A 19939-nucleotide genomic window follows, 5' to 3' on the forward strand; every position below is an offset into this window, starting at 1 on the left:
CTGCTGCACCGGGGCGACCGGCTGAGCGGGAGCCTGCTGAGCAGGCGCCTGCTGAGCGGGAGCCACGGGCTGCGCGGCGGCCAGGGGCTGCGGCGCGGTGCGTGGCTGGGCCGCGGCCTGCGCGACGGGAGCCGACGCAGGCTGCGCGGCGGCCGGGGACGGCTGCGCGGCGGCCGGAGCCGGGGCGGGCTGCGCGGCGGCCGGAGCCGGGGCGGGCTGCGCGGCGGCCGGAGCAGGGGCGACCGGCTGCGGTGCGGCCGGAGCCGTCGCGGGCTGCGGTGCCACCGGCGCAACGGGCTGCGGTGCCGCCGGCTGCGGCGCCGCCGGAGCGACGGGCTGGGCCGCGGCCGGCTGCTGCGGTGCCGCAGGCTGGCCGGGCGTCGCCGGAGCCGCCTGGGTCGGCACGCCGACGGGGGCGCTCACCGGAGCCCACGCCGTCTGGCGCAGCGCCGGCTGACCGCCGGGCGCACCCCCGCTCGCCCCGGACGGCTGCCCTGCCTGCGGCCCGCTCCCCGAGCCGTCAGAGGGTGGAAATGCCATTGAGAACACTCTCCAAGACGCTCAGGGACAGACCCGAGTGGTTGCTGCCGTGACCCGTGTGGACGTTGAGCGGGGTCGACGTGTGGACGGTGATGTAGTTGTCCTCCTGCAGGTCCGCGACGAGCACCTTCGTCACGCCGAGCGGCAGGCGCAGGAGCGCGGAGAGCTCGGCGATCGAGACGTACGTGTGCGCGGCGTGCTGGAGGATCGAGCGCTTCTCGGGCGGCAGCCCGAAGCTGTTCACGGCACCCGGCATGACCTCGACGAGCGCCTCGAGCGGGAGGTCGGACGTGGCGGACCGCACGCGACCACCCGTCACCGCGTACGGGCGGACGGTCGCCGCCTCGTACCCGTCGTGGGCTCCCATGCTGCCGAAAGGTACGTTCGTCATCGATCAGTCCTCATCCCACCGGGGTTCGGGTCGCACCGTCGACCGGAAGGCTACCCCGCATCTCCGAGATGAGCTGCGGCGTCAGGGTCGCCTCCGTGCGCGAGACGAGGAGCGCCATCTCGTAGCCGATGAGGCCGATGTCGCAGTTCGCCTCGGCCACCACGCCCAGGACGGAGCCGTTCGACACGTTCATGAGGAACAGGAACCCGTTGTCCATCTCGATGATGGCCTGCCGGACGTTCCCGCCGTTGAGCTGGCGGGCCGCACCGCGGGTCAGGCTCGACATGCCCGAGACGATCGCGGCGAGCTGGTCACCGCTCGTCCGGTCGAGCTGGTCGGACATCGCCATGAGCAGGCCGTCCGCCGACACCACGAGCGTGTGCCGGCTGCCCGGTACGGTCCGCACGAAGTTGTCGAGCAGCCACCCGAAGTTCGTGGCCTCGGTGCTGAGCGCGTTCACTGTTCCTCCTCGTCAGTTGCCGCAGACGGCATGTCGTCACCGCGCCTGCGGCGCTGAATCAGGGACATAATCCATGGCCTCGGGGTTCCACGTCGAACTCGTCTCGTCCTGCCCCTCGACACGCCCGCGGGCGGTCGCCGACTGGAACGCCGACAGGCGCGCCCGCAACTGCTCCGGGTCGCGGTCGATCCGCGCCGTGAAGCGGTCGACGTACCCGTCGCGCTCCTCGCCGCGCGAGCGTCGCGCGAGGCCCGACGCCGCGGCGTCGACCTTGAGCGGCTGGTAGATGCCGTCGTTCGGGTCCGCCAAGGTCGCTTCCTGGAAATCGGTGCTGCCCTGCAGCAGGGTGGACATCTCCTCGTACAGCACCGCCGACGCCATCCAGTCCGACCGCGCCTCGACGGAGTCGGACACGTAGCCCGCGTCCAGCGGCTCGAGGGACTCCGCGACCGGGCGCCGGGCGAGCGGGCTCGGCGGACCGTAGCCCGACGCCGCGTCCCTGGCGGGAGCGGCGTCCCACGCGGCGGCGGGGGCCGGCTCGGGCGCGGACGGTCGGACCGCGGGGTACGGGTCGTCCTGGACCGGGGGGAGGCTCCGCGTCTCCTGCACCGGGGCCGCCGGCGCCTCGGGGGCGAAGGACGGCGTGGGCGCAGCAGGGAGGTCGGCGCGCGGCGCGAACGCGGACGTGCGTGCCGGCGCGCCCGGCTCCTGCCGCGCGGCCGGGGCCCCCTGGACCGGGGCGGGCGCCGCGGGCGCAGGTGCCACCGGGTTCGACGCCGCGGGTGCGGCCGCCGCCGGTGCCGGCGCCGGCGTCGAGACCGCCGGGCGCGAGGCGAGCGCCTCCGCCGAGGGGCCGGCGGGTCGCGTCGCCTGCGGCGTGGCGGTCGTCCGCGGACGACGCCCGAAGAGACCGCGCTTGCGCGCCTGGCTCTCGCGCAGCGATCGGCGCGTCGGGAGGTCGGCCATGAGCTCCTCGAAGCGCGGCAGCGCCTCGAACGAGAGCTCGGCGGGGATCTCCTCTGCGCCGTCCCCGGCACGACCCTCGGCCACGACAGGGACGTCCGTCGTCTGCTCCGGGGCGGAGGGCGCCACGGGCCGGACCTCGGTCGCGGCCTGGCTCCGGTCGGCGAGCGGCGCGCGCTCGGCCGCGGGCTGCTCGGGCTGCACCGCCACGGGCGGGACGACGCGGGTCGCGTCGAGCGGCTCCTCGGCGAACGACGACGGCGCCCAGCCCGCGGACGCGGTCTCCTGCGCAGGCTCGGGCTCCCAGGCCTGCTCGGCGGGCTGCTCCGGGGTCCACGCCTGCTCGGCGGGCTGCTCCGGGGTCCACGTCTGCTCGGCGGGCTGCTCCGGGGTCCAGGCCTGCTCGGGCGCCCAGGCCTGCTCCGTGCCCGTGGCCGTGCTCGGAGCGGCCGGCTGCTCCGCGACCTCCGGCGGGGTCCAGACGACCTCGTGGTGGACGGCGGCCTCGGCGGTCGGCACGTCGCTCACCAGCGGGATGTCGGTCGCCGTGACGTCCGGCGCGACCGGCAGCTCAACCGGGTTCTCGGTGACCGGCCGCTCGCCCACGGGGCGGAAGCTCGAGAAGAGCGCGCTGCGGGTGCTGACGTCGAGCACCGGGATCTCGGCCGAGACGGGCTCGACCGGGGTCGCGGCGGCACGGGACCGGCTCGGGAGCGCGGACGCGGCGGGAGCCACCTCCGCGGGCGGGGTCCAGGCCTCGTCCGCGGCGGGCAGCTCGTCCGGGAGGGCCGGGGTCGCGAGCGGCGGGAGCACGATCGCGCCCGTCTGCGGGCCCGACGCGAACGACGCGCTGGGCGCGGCCGCCGCCGGGTCGACCGTGCGGGAGCGACGGCGCGGCATGCCCGTCTGCGTGGTCCCGTCGGTGAGCGCGTCGAGGTCGACCGGCACGGCGGCGGGCGCCTCGGGCTCCACGGCCGCGACGGACGCCGTCGGGACGGGTGCGGGGGCGGCGGGTTCGGCGGGGAGCGCCGGCATCACGCCCGTGCTCGTGAGCTGCTGCGCGGCGGCCTGGGTGCTCGTCTCCAGCGGGTCCGTCGGCTGCGGGAGCGGGACGTTCGAGTCGGGCACGAAGAGGACCGCCGGGAAGGACACGACGACCTCGGTGCCCTGCTCGTCGCCGCCGGCGCTGAAGCGGACCTTGGCGCCGAGCCGCTCCGAGAGGCGGCCGACCACGAACAGGCCCAGGCGCTGGGCACCGACGACGTCCGAGGCCGCGTGCGTCGCGACCTTGCGGTTCGCCTCCGCGATCTCCTCGGCCGTCATGCCCAGACCGTGGTCCCGGACGGTGATGTGCACGAAGTCCGCGTCGCGGCCGGTGGTGACCTCGACGGGCGTGTGCGGCTCGGAGAACATCGTCGCGTTCTCGAGGAGCTCGGCGAGCAGGTGCGCCGCGTTGAGCGCGTTGTGCCCCAGCATGAGCGGGTCGACGACGAGGTTGAGGCGCACGCGGTCGTACAGCTCGATCTCCGAGGACGCGGTGCGGATGACGTCGGAGGCCGGCATCGGCTGACGCACCCGACGGCCCGAGTCGATGCCGGCGAGCACGAGCAGCGACTCGGCGTTGCGGCGCATCCGGGTCGCGAGGTGGTCGAGGCGGAAGAGGTTGGACAGCGTGCCCGCGTCCTCCTCGGAGCGCTCGAGGTCGTCGAGGAACGCGAGCTGGCGGTTGAGGAGCACCTGGTCGCGGCGGGCCACGTTGACGAACATCTCGGCGATCGAGCCACGCAGCGCGGCCTGCTCGCGGGCAACCTTGATCGTCGTCTGGTTCACGTCGTTGAACGCGGTCGCGAGCTGGCCGACCTCGTCGCTGGACTCGACGGTGATCGGCGCGAGGTCGATGCCCGGGCCCTGGCCCGGGACGGCGACCTGCTCGACGAGCTTCGGGAGCTGGTCGCGGACGTCCTCGGCGGCGTCGGTGAGGCGCCGCAGCGGGTTGACGATCGCGCGCGCGATGAAGCCCGCCACGAGGATCGAGGCGACGACCGCGGCGAGCGTCACGAGGATGGTGATCACGGCGCGGGTCGTGGCGGCCCCCGCGAGGTCCGAGGCCTTCTCCGCGGTCTCGGTGCGCACGGCGTCGCGCACGGGGGCGGTCTGGTCGCGGTCCTCCTGCGAGAGGGTCGGCCACTGCGCGGCCTGGCTGGGCGGGGTGGCTGCCGGGCGCGACCCGATGAGGTTCTCCCGGATCTGGTTGTAGGTCGCGGTCGGCGTCTCGAGGCGGAACTCCCCCGGCAGCTGGCGGACCGCGGCGCGTGTCCGACCGGCGAGTGTGTTACCGGTGGTGATGAGGACGGCGGCCTGCTGGTTGGTGGTGTCGCTCTGCTGGCCCGCCTGCGCGGCCTGGAGCACCGCTCCGGCCAGCGGCTGCTCGAGCGCCTGCTGGGCGAGCAGCTCGTCGAGGAGCACGTAGGTGTCGAGGTACTGCGCGAGGCTGCGGTCGGGAGTGGTGTCCGCGAGCGTGCGCGGCACGTCCAGCGCCGCGTCGATGAGGTCGCCGTACAACGAGTTGCGCTGCAGCTGGCCGAGACCGGACCGGTCGATCGCCTGGCGGACACCGGTGAGCTCGGACCGGTCACCGATCGTGTCGGCCATGGCCTTGCGCACGCGGGGGTCGAGCGCCGACGTGTTGAGCCGCTCGTACGCGCGGTCGCGCGCGTCGAGCGCGCGGTCGGTCTTCTCGCGCTGCGCCATCATCTGCGCCTCGGCCTCCTCGGCCGTGTCGCGCGTGCTGTTGGCGTCGAGGAACGAGTACGTGCGCTCGGCCGCGATCTCCGTCCCGGCCGCGTCCTGCGCCGCGAGCGCCGCGACGAGCGCGCTCGTCTGGCTCGCGTCGCGCGCGGTCCCGATGGCCTGGGCCGAGATGATCGCCGCCGCGGCGAAGAGGACGAGGACGGGCACCGCGAGTGCCGCAAGGATCTTCCCGCGGACGCTCAACCTGCGGAGCATACGAACCTGCCTCCATCACCTGGTCCACCCGTTCGGCGGCATGGTCGACGCGCGTGGCAGCGGCGCCTCCCGGGCTCGCTCCCCGGTCGTGCGTACTAACTATCGGTGCACTTCCCCCGGACACCTAATCCGCGAGGAGCACGAACGATCGCCCTCGTCACGCGGTGCCCCCGTCGGTGATCCGGCGCCTCCCGGGCCCTCCGCGTAGTCTCGGCGAGATGCGAGGCGTCACGATATCGGGCCCCGGTGGCCCTGAGAAACTAACGGTTTCCACGCTCCCTGACCAGACCCCTGGGCCGGACGAGCTCGTGGTCGACGTCGCTTCCGCTGGCGTGAACCGTGCTGACCTGCTACAACGCGCTGGATCCTACCCTCCCCCGCCCGGCGCACCCGACTGGCCGGGCCTCGAGGTCTCGGGCACGGTGGCCCGCGTCGGGGACGCGGTGTCGGGCTGGTCGGTCGGCGACCGGGTGGTCGCGCTGCTCGACGGCGGCGGGTACGCGGAGCAGGTGCGGGTGCGCGCGACGCAGGTGCTCCCCGTCCCCGACGGGGTCGACCTCGTGGACGCCGCCGCCCTCCCCGAGGCGGTGTGCACCGTCTGGAGCAACGTGGTCGACGTGGGCCGCCTGGCGCCCGGCGAGTGGCTGCTCGTGCACGGCGGATCGGGCGGCGTCGGGACGGTGGGCGTCCAGCTCGGTGCGGCGCTGGGGGCGCACGTCGCGGTGACCGCGGGCGGTCGCGACCGCGCCGACCGGTGCCTCGCGCTCGGGGCGAGCCTCGCCGTCGACCACCGCGAGGAGGACTTCGTCGCCGCGGTGCGGGACGCGTCGGGCGGCCACGGCGCGGACGTGGTGCTCGACGTCGTCGGCGCGGCCTACCTGCCGCGCAACCTCGAGGTCCTCGCCACGGGCGGGCGCCTCGTCGTCATCGGCATGCAGAAGGGACGACGCGCGGAGCTCGACCTCGGCCTCCTCGTCGCCCGCCGCGCCACGGTGGCCGGCACGACGCTGCGGGCCCGCCCGCCGCAGGAGAAGGCGCGCATCGTGCACGAGGTGCTGACGCACGTCTGGCCGCTGGTGGAGGACGGCCGGGTGCGGCCGGTCGTGCACGCGCGCCTGCCGCTCGACGAGGCGGCGCGCGCGCACGAGCTGCTCGACTCGGGCGAGGTGTTCGGCAAGGTGCTGCTCGTCCCGTGACGGCGGGTCGCGCCCGTCGGTGCGCGCGGGGGTGGCACGCGCAAGACTGGACCCATGGCTGACGAACCGCGCGACCCCCGTCCCGACGAGCCCACCGCTCCCGACCCCGCGGCGACCGCGCAGGGCGACGACGAGCCCGGCCGTTCCACCGTGGTCATGCCCGACGGCACGGGGGTGAGCGTCGTCGAGAGCGACGACTCGACCGACCCCGACCGCAACCCGGCGACCGTCATCGAGGAGCCGGCCAAGGTCATGCGCATCGGCGGCATGATCAAGAAGCTCCTCGACGAGGTGCGCGACGCCCCGCTCGACGAGGCGGCGCGCTCGCGGCTCGCGGAGATCCACGAGCGGTCCCTCACGGAGCTCGAGGAGGGCCTCTCGCCGGACCTCGTCGAGGAGCTGCACCGCATCACGCTGCCGTTCTCGGACGACAGCGTCCCGACGGACGCGGAGCTCCGCGTCGCGCAGGCGCAGCTCGTGGGCTGGCTCGAGGGGCTGTTCCACGGCATCCAGACGGCGCTCGTCGCGCAGCAGATGGCCGCGCAGGCGCAGCTCTCGCAGATGCGCCGGGCCCTCCCGCCCGGCTCGCTGCCGCCCATGGGCCCCGGTGCGCCCGGCGGGATGCCGGGGCAGCAGCCGCGCCCGGACGAGCACGACGGCCGCCCCTCGCCCGGCCAGTACCTCTGAGGTCCGGGCCCGCTCAGGCGGGCGGGGGGTCGGTCGGCAGCACGTCGTCCGGCTCCCCGCGCCCGCGCGCGCCCGGGCGCGCGGCGGTCATGGCGATCGCCCCGGAGACGAGCACGAGGCCGACCAGCTCCAGGGGGCTCGGGACCTGCCGGAGCACGACGGCGCCCACCACGGCCGCCGTCGCCGGGAGCAGCGCGAGGAGCACCGAGAACGTCGCCGCGCTGACGCGGCGCAGGATCACCTGCTCGAGCGCGTAGGGCACGACGGACGAGAACAGCGCGATCCCCGCGACGGCCAGGGCGTCCCGCCAGTCGCCGAGCACCGGGACGGCGTCCGGCGCGAGGAACGGCGCGAACACGAGCGCGCCCACCGTCATCCCGAGCGCGAGCGACGTGACGCCCGAGCCCCCGACGGCGACCCGACGACCGAGCACGATGTACGCGGCCCAGCACGCGGCGGCGACGGCGATCGCCGCGAGGCCGAGCACGGCGTCGTCGTGCGGGAGGTCGGACCCGACCGTCACGCCGGCGAGCAGCACGACCCCGGCCGCCGCGACCGCGATGGCGCCGCGCTCGCGCCAGCCGCTGCCGGTGACCGCCGCGACCGCGACCGGGCCGAGGAACTCGATCGCGACGGCGGTGCCGAGCGGGAGGTGGTCGATCGCGACGTAGAAGGCGAGGTTCATCGCCGCGAGCGCGACCCCGAAGACCGCGGCCCACGCGAGGTCGTGCCGCGTCCACCGTCGCCGCCACGGGCGGCGCCAGGCGAGCAGGAGCAGCGCGGACGCGGCGATGCGCAGCCACCCCACCTCGACCGCCCCGGCGACGGCGAACAGCCCGACGGCGATCGCCGCGCCCAGGTACTGCGTGAGGCCCGAGACGACGAACAGCGCCGGTGCCGGGACGCGGTCGAGGGCGGCGGTTCGGGTGGGCACCGACCGACTCTACGACCGCGCCCGCTCGGGGACGTCGCACGCCGGACGTGCGACGGCGGCCCGCCCGCCGTGCGGGACGAGCCGCCGCCTCGGGCTCGGTGCGGCCGGCGTCAGCCCTTGACCGAGCCGGCGAGCAGGCCGCGCACGAAGTACCGCTGGAGCGCCAGGAACACGACCACGGGCACGACCATGGAGATGAAGGCGCCCGCCGGGAGCAGGTGCCAGCTCGCGCCGCGCGAGCCGGACAGCTCGGCGAGCCGCACCGTGATGGGTGCGGTGTCCTGGCCGGACGCGAACGTCAGCGCGACGAGCAGGTCGTTCCACACCCAGAGGAACTGGAAGATGCCGAACGCCGCGATGGCGGGGACGAGGAGCGGCATGAGGACCTGGAAGAAGATCTTCACGTGCCCCGCGCCGTCGACCCGGGCGGCCTCGACGAGCTCGCGCGGGATGTCCTTCATGAAGTTGTGCAGCAGGAAGATCGCGAGCGGCAGCGCGAAGATCGAGTGCGACAGCCACACGGGCCAGAACGAGCCGTCGATCCCCCAGTCCACGTACTGGGTGAGCAGCGGGACGAGCGTGACCTGGATGGGCACGATCTGGAGCGCGAAGACCGCGACGAACAGCAGGTTGCGGCCCTTGAAGTTCACCCACGCGAACGCGTACGCGGCGAGCGACGCGAGCGTGATCGGGATGATCACCGCGGGCAGCGTGATGACGAGGGAGTTGACGAAGTACGTCGCGAAGCTCGTCGAGCCGCCGAACAGCGCGTCCGTGTAGTTGTCGACCGTGAACTCGGGGTTCGCGAACGCCTCCCACCACCCCGACCGGCGGATCTCGCGCGGCGGCCGGAACGACGTGACGAGGAGCCCGAACGTCGGGATCGTCCACAGGACGGCGAGCACGATCGCGATGATCGACGCCGGCCGCGAGGAGACCTTGCGGCGCACCTTGTCGGCGCGCGCGTCGAGGCCGGCGACGACGCCCTTGCCGCTGCCCTCCTCGACGGTCTCGTCGACGAGCGGGGCGTCGGGCACGGAGGCGGACAGTGGGGTGCTCATCGGATCTCCTCCGCCTGCTTCAGCTGCCGCACGTTGTACACGATGATCGGGATGACGAGCACGAAGAGGATGACGGCGAGCGCGGCGCCCAGACCCTGCTCGCCCTGGCGCAGCGCCTGCGTGTAGAACTCGTTCGCCACGACCGACGTCTCGAACCGGCCGCCCGTCATCGTGCGGACGATGTCGAAGACCTTGAGCGTGCCGATGGCGATCGTCGTGAGGACGACGACGAGGGCCGGGCGGATGCTCGGCACCGTGATGTAGCGGAACATCCGCATGCCGCCGACGCCGTCGAGCCGGGCCGCCTCGACGATGTCGTCCGGGATGGCGCGGATCGCGGCGGCGAGGATCGTCATGGCGAACCCGGCCTGGATCCAGATCATCACGAGGATGAGGAAGAACGTGTTCGCCGGCGCGCTGAGCAGGAACTGCTGCGGCTCCAGCCCGAGCCACACGAGGACCTGGTTGAACAGGCCGATCTGCGGCTGGCTGGCCGGCTTGTACTCGTACATGAACTTCCAGATGATGCCCGCGCCGACCATGGAGATCGCCATGGGCAGGAAGATCAGGGTCTTGGCGAGCTTCTCGAAGCGGGACCGGTCGACGACGACCGCGTACACCAGCCCGAGGAACGTCGAGACGAGCGGGACGACGATGACCCAGATCGCGGTGTTGCGCAGGACGATCTGGAACTCGTCCCGCGTGAACGCGGTGACGTAGTTGTCGAGCCCCACGAACGCGGAGCCCGTGCGGTTGTAGAACGAGTCGCGGATCGTGCGCAGCCCCGGGTACAGCAGGCCGAACGCGAGCATGACGACCGCGGGCCCGGCGAACGCGATCGCGACGACCCAGCCGGGCACGCGCTTCGGCCGGTCGACGAGGAAGAGGATCAGACCCATGACGACGACGAAGAGCAGGATCGCGACGACCATCACCGCGAGCTTGCCCCCCGTCCCGGAGGGTTCGAGCAACCAGTCCATGTGAGGCTCCTGAGGTGGCCGGCGGCGGCCGGGACGACGAGGTGGACGACGAGGGGCGGTCGCCCGAGGGCGGGCCGCCCGGGTCCGGCCCGGGCGACCCGCCCCCGGGTCGACGCGCGGGCCCGGGGCCCGACGACGTGGCTCGCGCCGCGCCGTCAGCCCCCGGGCCGCCCGCAGGTCAGGACGTCGGCCAGGACGCCTCGATGGCGTCGAGCACGGCCTGGTCGGACTTGTCGCTCGCGATCCACTCGGTCATCTCGGACCAGAACGAGCCGGCGCCGACGGCGGCGGGCATCATGTCCGAGCCGTCGAAGCGGAACGTGTAGCTCTCGTCCGTGAGCAGCTCGTACGCCTGCTGGTCCATCGGCGACTGCAGCAGCTCGGGGTCGAGGCCGTTGTTGGCGCTGATCCAGCCCTGCGGGGTCACGCTCGCCTTGGCGTTGGACCACTCGGGGCTCGACAGGTATGCGTGGAAGGCCTGGACCTCGGGACGGTCGTTGAACGCCGCGACGAACTCGCCGCCACCGAGCAGCGGCTTGTCGTCGGCCGACTCGCCCGGCAGGTAGAACGCCCACACGTCGCCGTCCTCGGCCACCTCGAGGTCGGGGTCGAGGGTCGTCCAGTTCGCCTGGTAGAACGTGGCCTGGCGGTGCATGTAGCACAGGCCGTCGATGATCGGGTACCCGCCCTCGGTGAACTCGGTCGTCGCGATGCTGCTCACGTCGCCCAGGCCGCCGTTGACGTAGTCCTCGTTCTTCAGCACGTCGCCGACCGCGGCGAGGGCCGTCGCGATCTGCGGGTCGTTGAACGGGATCTCGTGGTTGACCCACTGGTCGTAGACCTCGGGGCCCGCCGTGCGCAGGACGACGTCCTCCATCCAGTCGGTGGCCGGCCAGCCGGTCGCCTCGCCGGACGCGATGCCGGCGCACCAGGGCTTGACGTCACCCTCGGGGTTGTCGGCGACGATCTGGTCGGAGAGCTCCATGAGCTCGTCCCACGTCGTCGGGACCTCGTAGCCCGCCTCCTCGAACATGGACGGCGAGTACCAGACGAACGACTTGACGTTCGCGCCGAGCGGCGTCGCGTACAGCGTGCCGTCGACGGTGCCGTACTCCTTCCAGGACTCGGTGTAGTACTGGTCGACGTTGGCCGCGGCCTGGTCGCCGACCGGCTGGATCGCGTCGGGGAAGTCCGCGACGATGCGGCGCAGGAGGCCGGGCTGCGGCAGGTACGCGATGTCCGGCGCGCTGCCGGACTGGATGCGGACGGGGAGCTGGGCCTCGAACTCCTTGGAGCCCTCGTAGTCGATCGTGGCGCCCGTGCACTCCTCGAACGGCTCGTACGACGCCTGCTGCTGCTCGGCCTCGGTGTCGACGATCGTCGAGTAGACCGAGACGGTCTTGCCGGACAGGTCGCCGTACTGCTCGAAGTCGGCGCAGTCCACCTCCGCGCTGGGCGACTCCTCGTCGCCCCCGCCGCCGCCCCCGCTGCTGCACGCCCCGAGCACGAGCGCGAGGCTCGCGCCGCCGGCGGCGACCGCCAGCGTGCGGCGACGCGCCGCGCTGGTCCTCGTGGTCCTGGTCATCTCAGCCTCCACCTCGTCGTGGGTCCGGACGTCGTCACCCCGGTCCGGTGAGGACCGGGCGCATCGCGACGTCGCGAGCGCGGGTGCGCTCTCGCCCTCCCACCATGCAAGCGGTTGCATGCCGCGGGTGCAAGCACAGCAGAGGTGAGTTTGCGTAACGATTCCGTCACGCGGGCCGGGTACGCGCTCTCTCGGGCCGCGTGCGGCTGGTCGCGCTCCCACACCGTGCTCGTGCCGAGGCGTCCCGGCGCGGGCCGGGGACGCGGCCGGGCCTACGCGCTCGGGGCGAGCGGCGCCGTCGAACCGCGCCGGACGAGCTCCGTCGGGTACGTCAGGCTCTCGGGGACGGGGGCACCGTTGATCATGTCGAGGAGCAGGAGCGCCGCGTCGAAGCCCTGCTGGTAGGCGTCCTGCGCGATCGTGGTCAGACCGACCAGCTCGCCGAGGTCGTGCCCGTCCACGCCCACGACGGACAGGTCCTCCGGCACGCGCAGGCCCAGGTCGCGCGCCGCGAGGATCGCCCCCATCGCCATCTCGTCCGACGCCGCGAACACCGCGGTCACGTCCGGACGGCGGCGCAGCAGCTCCGCGGTCGACTCGCGGCCGCCCGCGACGTCGAAGTCGCCGTTCACCTCGAGGTCCGGCTGCACGACGACGCCCGCCTCCTCGAGCGCGCGCGCGTACCCCCGCGCACGCTCCACGGGCGGGGACCACGACGACACCAGGTCCGGCACCCCGGTCACGTGCCCGATCACCCGGTGCCCGAGGTCCAGCAGGTGGCGCGTCGCCGCCCGACCGGTCGCGACGTCGTCGAGCCGGACCGTGACCTGCTCCGCCGGCCCGGACCCCACGAACGCCAGCGGGCGCGCCAGCCCGACGAGCGAGCGCACCTCGTCGTCGTCCAGCGGCAGCCCGACGACGAGCGTCCCGTCCACGCGGTGGCGCAGCACGCTCGGGTCGACCCGCCGGCGCGACGACGTGCGACGGACGTCGAACGTGTAGAGCAGCACGTCGTAGCCGAGGTCGCGCAGGGCGCGCTCGGCGCCCTCGATGACGTTGGCGAAGAACCACCGGTTCACCCACGGGGTCAGCACGCCGATCGTCCGGGTCCGCCCCGTCGCCAGGGACGACGCCGACGGCGTGGGCACGTACCCGAGCCGCGCCGCCTCCGCGAGCACCCGCAGGCGCGTCGCCTCGGAGACGTTCGGCAGGCCGCGCAGGGCGCGCGAGACGGTCGCCGTGGACACCCCGGCGGCCTGGGCGACGTCGTCGATACCTGCCACGACGGGTGATGCTGCCACGCCGGGACGGACCCTGGCGAGGCACCGTGCCGCATCGTGAGCAGATCGATGCAAGCGCTTGCTCCCGCGGGGACCGATATCGTGGTCGGGCCCGCCCTCGGCACCGCTCGGCACGCCCGAGCCCGCCGCGCCGTCGTCGGGCACCACCACCTGCGAACCGGAAGGACCACGATGATCGAGCTGAGGACCCCGCGGGAGATCGAGCAGATGCGGCCCGCCGGACGGTTCGTCGCCGACGTCCTCACCACGGTGCGCGCCGCCACGAAGGTCGGGACGAACCTGCTCGAGCTCGACGAGGTCGCGCACCGGATGATCCGCGACCGCGGGGCCGAGTCCTGCTACATCGACTACCACCCGTCGTTCGGCGCGAGCCCGTTCGGCAAGGTGATCTGCACGTCCGTGAACGACGCCGTGCTGCACGGCCTCCCCCACGACTACGCGCTGCGCGACGGCGACCTGCTGAGCATCGACTTCGCCGCCTCCGTCGACGGGTGGGTCGCGGACTCGGCGCTGTCGTTCGTCGTCGGCACGCCGCGCGCGGGCGCGCTCGGCGAGGCGGACGCCCGGCTCATCCAGACGACCGAGCGCGCGCTCGAGGCGGGCATCGCCGCCGCGCAGCCGGGCAAGAAGGTCGGCGACATCTCCGCCGCCATCGCCGACGTCGCGCACGCCGCGGGCTACTCGGTGAACACCGACTTCGGCGGGCACGGCGTCGGCCGCACCATGCACGGCGAGCCCCACATCCCCAACGACGGCCGCCGCAAGCGCGGGTTCCCGCTCAAGCCGGGCCTCGTCATCGCGATCGAGCCCTGGTTCCTCGAGACCACCGACGAGATCTACACCGACCCCGACGGCTGGACCCTCCGCTCCGCCGACGGGTCGCGCGGCGCGCACAGCGAGCACACCGTCGCGATCACCGAGGACGGTCCCGTCGTGCTCACCGCGCGCGAGCCCCGCGACTGACCGTCCCCGAGGTAGAGCCGCGGTCCGCCGAGGTAGAGCCCCGGTCCGCCGAGGTAGAGCCGCGGTACCGCGGGTCGGCGGGCATCGTCACTGCGGGCGCCGAGCGACGTCCGAGCACCGCCAGACGTCGCCACCCGCCCCCTTCCGCCGCACCGTCCGGGACGCGCCTGACGCCGGGACGCGCCTGACGCCGTGGCGCCACGTTCCCGTCGTCGATCGAAGAGGATGCAGGGATGACGCACGACGCTCACGGACGCGACCTCGACCGAGGCTCCGGGGAGGCGCGGACCACGGTGGCCGGCCGCCCCCGCGACGCTCGGCGGCGGCGAGCCGCTGCCCGCCTCACCGGCGGTCTCGCCGTCTCCGTCGTGCTCGCCGGGTGCGCACCGGGCGCGGTCGACACCGACACCACCGAGAGCGTCACGGTGGTCGAGGACTTCTTCGCGAGCCTGGAGGCCGGGAGGGCGAGCGACGCCGCGGCGCTCACCACGATCGACCTCGACGAGGATCTCGTCGACGACGACTTCTACCGCGCCTCCGTGGCTCGGCCCACCGACGCGCGCGTGGTGGCGTCCTCCGGCTCGTCGGCCGGCGCGAGCGTGACGGTCGAGTTCACCCTCGACGGCGTCGACGGCGCCGTGCGCCTGGAGGTCCGGACGACCCGCGACGGCGACCGCACCACGATCAGCGACCTGGGCACCGCCGACACGATCGGTGCGGGTCAGCCGGTGTCCGGCACGCTGACGGTCAACGGCCAGGTCGAGTACCCGGCGGCGGAGCTCACTCCCGTCACGTTGCTCCCGGGTGCCTATGCCGTCGAGTACACCGACCCGACCGGTCTCCTCGAAGGGTTGCGCCGGGGCTCGTCGTTCACGGCCTACGTGCCCGACGTCGTCCGGGAGGACGGGGTCGTGGCCGAGGGCTTCGCGTTCACCCCGACCCTGCGGCCCGACGTCGAGCCGGGGGTGGAGGAAGCGGTCGAGGGACTGCGGGCCGCCTGCGAGGACGAAGGCCTCGCCGGTCCGTCCTGCCCGTCGGAGCTCGTCGAGAACGCGCGCGAGACCTCCCGAACGGAGTGGTTCGCCGAACCCGGGCCAGAGATCCGGTACGTCGACGGGGCGTACGAGGCGACGGCGGAGTACACCGTCCTGCTCTGGGACGACGGCGACCTGCCCGTCGAGGTGCGCGCCTCGTACACCGGGACCGTCGCACGCGACGCAGCGGGGAAGATCACCTTCACACGACCCTGAGGCGTGCGGCCCCGGTCGGGCGCCTCTCCCCCGGCGCCCGGGCGCTACCGCGCGGGCAGGAGGCTCTGGAGGACGCGCGCCGCGCCGTCGTCCTCGATGGTGCCGGTCACCTCGTCGGCCGCCGCCTGCACGACGTCGTCCGCGTGGCCCATCGCGACGCCGCGGGCCGCCCAGCGGAGCATCTCGACGTCGTTGCGCCCGTCGCCGACGGCCACGGTCCGGTGCGGCTGGACGTGCAGGGTGCGACGCACGAGCTCCAGGCCGGTCGCCTTCGTGACGCCGAGGGGCGCGAGATCCATCCATGCCGTCCAGCCGACGGCGTACGTGACGTCGTCGAGGCCGAGCCGCTCCACGAGCTCGTGGAACTGCTCGCTCGTCGACCCCGGCGCCCGCACGACGACGCGCGTCACCTCGCCGGACCACAGCTCGTCGAACTCGACGACGCGATGCACGCCGTCGAGCTCGCCGTCGGGGAAGAGCTCGTTCATGCGGAACCCGACGCCGACGTCCTCGACGGCGTACCGCGCGTCGGGCAGGTGCTCGCGCAGGAGCCGCAGGGCCGGGCCCGGGTCGAACGTCACGACGTCCTCGAGGACGTACCCGTCGGGCTCGTCGGGGTCCAGCCGCGCGGTCACGGCGCCGTTGGACGCGACGACCCAGCCGCGGTCGATCCCGAGGATCTCCGCGACGGGCGTCATCGCGATGAGCGACCGGCCCGACGCGAGCACCACGTGGTGCCCCGCGGCGCGCAGGTCCGCGACGGCGTCGCGCACGTCCTCCGACAGCTCCTGGTCGTAGGACATGAGCGTGCCGTCGATGTCGAGCGCGACGAGCAGCGGCTCGGCCGCATCGGTGGTCTCCCGGGCGTCCGTCACGCCACCACCGGCTCGAGGACCTCGAGGCCGCCGAGGTACGGCCGCAGCCCCTCGGGCACGCGGACCGACCCGTCGGGCTGCTGGTGGTTCTCGAGGATCGCGACGATCCAGCGCGTCGTGCCGAGGGTGCCGTTCAGCGTGGCGACGGTCCGCGTCTCCGTCTTTCCGTCCGCCTCGACCCGCTCGCGGACGTTGAGGCGGCGCGCCTGGAACGTCGTGCAGTTCGACGTCGACGTGAGCTCCAGGTAGCGCTGCTGGGTGGGCAGCCACGCCTCGCAGTCGAACTTGCGCGCGGCGCTCGACCCGAGGTCGCCCGCCGCGGTGTCGATGACGCGGTACGGCAGGTCGACGAGGCGCAGCATCTGCTCCTCCCAGCCGAGCAGGCGCTGGTGCTCCGCGGCGGCGTCGGACGGGTCGCAGTAGGAGAACATCTCGACCTTGTGGAACTGGTGCACGCGGATGATGCCGCGCACGTCCTTGCCGTGCGAGCCGGCCTCGCGGCGGTAGCACGCGCTCCACCCGGCGTACCGCAGCGGGCCGCCCGACAGGTCGACGATCTCGTTCGCGTGGTAGCCCGCGAGCGCGACCTCGCTCGTCCCGACGAGGTAGAGGTCGTCCTTCTCCAGGCGGTAGATCTCGTCCGCGTGCGCGCCGAGGAACCCGGTGCCCTGCATGACCTCGGGCCGCACGAGGGTCGGCGTGATGACGGGCGTGAAGCCCGCCGCGACCGCCGTGTCCATCGCCGCGTTGAGCAGCGCGAGCTCGAGGCGCGCGCCCACGCCCGTGAGGTAGTAGAACCGGGCGCCCGAGACCTTCGCGCCGCGCTCGGTGTCGATCGCGCGCAGGCCCTCGCCCAGCTCCAGGTGGTCGCGCGGCGTGAACCCCTCAGCCGCGAAGTCACGGATTGTGCCCTCCTCGCGCAGCACGACGTAGTCGTCCTCGCCTCCGGGAGGCGCCCCCTCGACGACGTTCGAGATGCGGAACAGCAGCCCGCGCAGCTCCTCCGAGGCGGCGTCCGCGTCGGCCTGCCGCGCCTTGACGTCGGCGGCGAGCTGCTTGGTGCGCGCGAGCAGCTCCTGCTTCTCCTCCCCCTGCGCCTGCGCGACCTGCTTGCCGAGGGACTTCTGCTCGGCGCGCAGGCTCTCGAACTCGCTCAGCGCGGCGCGGTGGCGCGCGTCGGCGTCGAGGGCGGCGTCCACCAGCGCGGGGTCGTCACCACGGGTGACCTGGCTGGCACGGACGATGTCGGGGTTGTCGCGCAGGAGGCGGAGGTCGATCACGCCAGCAGCCTAACGAACCCCGCGGCGCGGCGGTCGTGGTCCTCCACAGGCGGAGGTCGATCTCCCCAGCAGCCTCACGAACCCGGCGGTGCGGCGGTCGTGGTCCTCCACAGCCACGACCCCGCTACGGTGTCGCCATGGCCTGGACCCTCTGGGTCGCGATCGCGGCGCTCGCCGTCGCCGTCGTGGCCCTCGTCGTCGCGCTGGGGCTGCGCGCCCAGCAGTCGCGCCTGCGGCGCGCGCACGGCGCGGACCTCCCCGTCGAGGAGACGCCCCCCGACGACGACCCGCGCGAGCTCGTCGCGTTCGTCGCCAACCCGTCGAAGCCCGACGTCGTCGGGCTGGAGGCCGTGGTGCGCCGCGCCTTCGCCGACGCCGCCCTCCCGGACCCGCTGTGGTTCGAGACGACGATCGCCGACCCGGGCGTCGGGCAGACCCGCGCCGCGCTCGCCCAGGGGGCGGACGTCGTCGTCGCCGTGGGCGGGGACGGCACCGTGCGCGCGGTCGCGGAGGGCATGGTCGGCAGCGGCCGCACGATGGGCCTCGTGCCCGTCGGCACCGGCAACCTCCTCGCGCGCAACCTCGACCTGCCCGTGGGCGACGCCCGCGCGGCGCTCGCCGTCGTGATCGCGGGGTCGGACCGCCCGATCGACGTCGGCTGGGTCACGGTCCTGCGGTACGCGGACCCCGCGGGCCCCGGGGACGTGGAGGGCACGACCCTCGACCCCGTCCGGGAGCCCGGCAAGGAGCACATCTTCCTCGTCATCGCGGGCCTCGGGTTCGACGCCGCGATGGTCGCCGACGCCGACGACGAGCTCAAGGCCAAGGTCGGGTGGGTCGCGTACTTCGTCGCCGGGATCCGCCACCTGCACGGCCGCCGCATGCGGGCCCGCATCCAGCTCGACGACTCGCCGCCCGTCGACGCACGGCTGCGCTCGCTCATGATCGGCAACTGCGGCCGGCTCCCCGGCGGCATCACGCTCCTGCCCGACGCCGTGATCGACGACGGCGTGCTCGACGTCGCCGCGGTCGACACGCGCGGCGGCGTCGTGGGGTGGGCGCAGCTCTTCGGCGAGGTCGTCATGCAGGGCCTCGGCGTCCGGAACGACCTGCCCGCCAAGATCGGGCGCATCGACCACGCGCGGGCCCGACGGGTCCGGGTGCGCGTCGAGGAGGGCGAGCAGGCGCAGGTCGACGGCGACGTGCTGGGGCTCGCGGTCGAGATCGAGACGCGCGTCGACCCCGGTGCCCTCGTGGTGCGCACGGCCTGACGCGCGGCGGCGGGCGACGGGCCCGGTCCGCGGACGGTGCCGCGCGGACGGTGCCGCGCGGTCGGTCCACGAGATCAGTCCGCGCGGGCCGTCTCCGCGTCGATCGCCGACCGCATGACGGCCGCCGGCGGGACGACCCGCTCCCCGCCGACGCGGGTGAGGCCCGCGAGGCCGACGCCGACCATGAGCAGGCGTCCCGCAGCCTCCCGACGCCGCGCGTCGCCGCGGTCGCCGAGGACGTCCGCCAGGACGTCGGTCAGGAGCCCGAGCGTCTCCACGTACGCCCGCGCGACGGCGGGCCGCAGCTGCGCGTGCGCCCCGGCCTCCGCCCACCGGGCGAGCGCCCGGCCGTCGCCGCCGGGCCCGAGCAGGTCCTCGAAGAAGAGCTCGAGCGCGGCGCGGGCGGAGCGGCCGCGGGCCGCATCCTCGAAGGCGCCGATCTCGACGTCGGCGTACCGCCGCCACGCCTCGGCGACGAGCTCGTCCGTCGACGCGAAGTGGTGGTGGATCTGCCCCGGCGACCCGCCCAGCTCGTCGGCGACGACGCGCGCGGTGACGGCGCCGAGCCCGTCGCGGCGCACGACGGCCGCCGCTGCCGCGACGATGGAGTCCCGACGCTCCGCGCGCGGCAGGTAGGCCATCAACGACTCCTCGTCCGCGCCGTCGGGGCGCCGTCGGTCAGGGTGTGCAGGAACGCGACGGTACGCGCCCGCAGGCCCTCCCGACGAGTCCGCACGACCTCGTCGGGCGGGGGGTCGAGCGGACCGCCGGACCGGACGGTCCGGACGTTGCGGTGGCAGTCGAGGTCGGTGCACAGCAGGAGGCCCACGCTGCTGAGCCGCTTCCGCGGGTCGCGCGACGGCCGGTGCGCCGCGAACAGCGCGACCTCGTTGAAGCGCCGCGAGAAGCGGCACAGGGCGCACATCACGGCGCGCGACCCGGCCTCGGCGTGGCTCGGGCTCTGGCGCAGGAGCGCCCCGACCGCGCGCCCGTCGACGTCCGCGACGAGGAACGCGCGGGAGGGCGCGCGCGGGTCGCGCCACCCGAGGTAGTCGAGCTCCTCCCAGCGCAGCGCGTCGAAGTGGCCGGGCAGGCGGACCTTCCCCTCCGCCGGGTCGACGTTGACGATCGCGGACCGCGCCTCGGCGCGGGTCAGCGCACGCACCGTCGCTCCTTCAATTTGTACATAGATACAA

At 74.1% G+C, this 19939-nt stretch carries 17 protein-coding genes; 5 read left to right on the top strand and 12 right to left on the bottom strand.

Annotated elements, in window-relative coordinates:
- Positions 1–520: 520 nt before the first annotated feature.
- From B8281_RS01475 to B8281_RS01485, 3 genes are read right to left on the bottom strand one after another with little or no spacing between them, the layout of a single operon-like run.
- Entirely contained in the window at positions 521–931 is a 411-nt protein-coding gene (locus B8281_RS01475; protein ID WP_021483501.1) for a DUF742 domain-containing protein, read from the bottom strand.
- Positions 932–941: 10 nt separating this feature from the next.
- Positions 942–1391 (bottom strand): roadblock/LC7 domain-containing protein, encoded by a 450-nt coding sequence (locus B8281_RS01480; protein ID WP_021483502.1) that lies wholly within the window; start codon positions 1389–1391, stop codon positions 942–944.
- A 36-nt stretch (positions 1392–1427) separates the two neighbouring features.
- Positions 1428–5348 carry a sensor histidine kinase gene (locus B8281_RS01485; protein ID WP_198163110.1) on the bottom strand — a complete coding sequence of 1307 codons (3921 nt, stop codon included), beginning with the start codon at positions 5346–5348 and terminating at the stop codon, positions 1428–1430.
- A gap of 230 nt (positions 5349–5578) precedes the next feature.
- On the opposite strand from B8281_RS01485, the gene B8281_RS01490 reads away from it, so the two are divergent.
- Together B8281_RS01490 and B8281_RS01495 are read left to right on the top strand one after the other, a co-directional pair.
- Positions 5579–6556, top strand: a complete 978-nt coding sequence (locus tag B8281_RS01490; RefSeq protein ID WP_085386683.1) for an NAD(P)H-quinone oxidoreductase — start codon at positions 5579–5581, stop codon at positions 6554–6556.
- 54 nt (positions 6557–6610) lie between these two features.
- Positions 6611–7243, top strand: a complete 633-nt coding sequence (locus B8281_RS01495; RefSeq protein WP_043655284.1) for a bacterial proteasome activator family protein — start codon at positions 6611–6613, stop codon at positions 7241–7243.
- Between the two features lie 13 nt (positions 7244–7256).
- Here B8281_RS01495 and B8281_RS01500 read toward each other — a convergent pair whose 3' ends face one another.
- The 5 genes from B8281_RS01500 to B8281_RS01520 form a co-directional block, all read right to left on the bottom strand.
- A complete protein-coding gene (locus tag B8281_RS01500) occupies positions 7257–8177 on the bottom strand; it encodes a DMT family transporter (RefSeq protein WP_085386684.1) in 921 nt (306 codons plus the stop codon).
- A 110-nt stretch (positions 8178–8287) separates the two neighbouring features.
- The gene (locus B8281_RS01505) at positions 8288–9238 is read right to left on the bottom strand and encodes a carbohydrate ABC transporter permease (protein ID WP_021483010.1); all 951 of its coding nucleotides are present in this window, start codon (positions 9236–9238) and stop codon (positions 8288–8290) included.
- Positions 9235–10218, bottom strand: coding sequence for a carbohydrate ABC transporter permease (locus B8281_RS01510; RefSeq protein ID WP_034652574.1), 984 nt, complete (start codon positions 10216–10218; stop codon positions 9235–9237). The genes B8281_RS01505 and B8281_RS01510 overlap by 4 nt, the downstream gene beginning before the upstream one ends.
- 178 nt (positions 10219–10396) lie before the next feature.
- Entirely contained in the window at positions 10397–11803 is a 1407-nt protein-coding gene (locus B8281_RS01515) for an ABC transporter substrate-binding protein (RefSeq protein WP_085386685.1), read from the bottom strand.
- A 272-nt stretch (positions 11804–12075) separates the two neighbouring features.
- Positions 12076–13104, bottom strand: a complete 1029-nt coding sequence (locus B8281_RS01520) for a LacI family DNA-binding transcriptional regulator (protein ID WP_232322639.1) — start codon at positions 13102–13104, stop codon at positions 12076–12078.
- A gap of 171 nt (positions 13105–13275) precedes the next feature.
- Between B8281_RS01520 and map the strand changes: the two genes are divergently transcribed.
- Both map and B8281_RS01530 read left to right on the top strand, forming a co-directional pair.
- Positions 13276–14067: a type I methionyl aminopeptidase gene (map, locus tag B8281_RS01525; RefSeq protein ID WP_021482979.1), complete on the top strand. Its 792-nt coding sequence runs from the start codon at positions 13276–13278 to the stop codon at positions 14065–14067.
- 233 nt (positions 14068–14300) lie between these two features.
- The gene (locus tag B8281_RS01530) at positions 14301–15317 is read left to right on the top strand and encodes a hypothetical protein (RefSeq protein WP_034652566.1); all 1017 of its coding nucleotides are present in this window, start codon (positions 14301–14303) and stop codon (positions 15315–15317) included.
- A gap of 44 nt (positions 15318–15361) precedes the next feature.
- Here B8281_RS01530 and B8281_RS01535 read toward each other — a convergent pair whose 3' ends face one another.
- Positions 15362–16120, bottom strand: coding sequence for an HAD family hydrolase (locus B8281_RS01535; RefSeq protein ID WP_051028200.1), 759 nt, complete (start codon positions 16118–16120; stop codon positions 15362–15364).
- Between the two features lie 68 nt (positions 16121–16188).
- Entirely contained in the window at positions 16189–17472 is a 1284-nt protein-coding gene (serS, locus tag B8281_RS01540; RefSeq protein WP_043655299.1) for a serine--tRNA ligase, read from the bottom strand.
- Positions 17473–17609: 137 nt separating this feature from the next.
- Between serS and B8281_RS01545 the strand changes: the two genes are divergently transcribed.
- Entirely contained in the window at positions 17610–18743 is a 1134-nt protein-coding gene (locus tag B8281_RS01545; RefSeq protein ID WP_043655302.1) for a diacylglycerol kinase family protein, read from the top strand.
- 74 nt (positions 18744–18817) lie between these two features.
- Here B8281_RS01545 and B8281_RS01550 read toward each other — a convergent pair whose 3' ends face one another.
- Both B8281_RS01550 and B8281_RS01555 read right to left on the bottom strand, forming a co-directional pair.
- The gene (locus B8281_RS01550) at positions 18818–19384 is read right to left on the bottom strand and encodes a TetR/AcrR family transcriptional regulator (protein WP_198163111.1); all 567 of its coding nucleotides are present in this window, start codon (positions 19382–19384) and stop codon (positions 18818–18820) included.
- Positions 19384–19908, bottom strand: coding sequence for an FBP domain-containing protein (locus B8281_RS01555; protein WP_085386688.1), 525 nt, complete (start codon positions 19906–19908; stop codon positions 19384–19386). The genes B8281_RS01550 and B8281_RS01555 overlap by 1 nt, the downstream gene beginning before the upstream one ends.
- Positions 19909–19939 lie beyond the last annotated feature (31 nt).

Source organism: Cellulosimicrobium sp. TH-20 (assembly GCF_002105775.1).
GTDB lineage: Bacteria > Actinomycetota > Actinomycetes > Actinomycetales > Cellulomonadaceae > Cellulosimicrobium > Cellulosimicrobium funkei.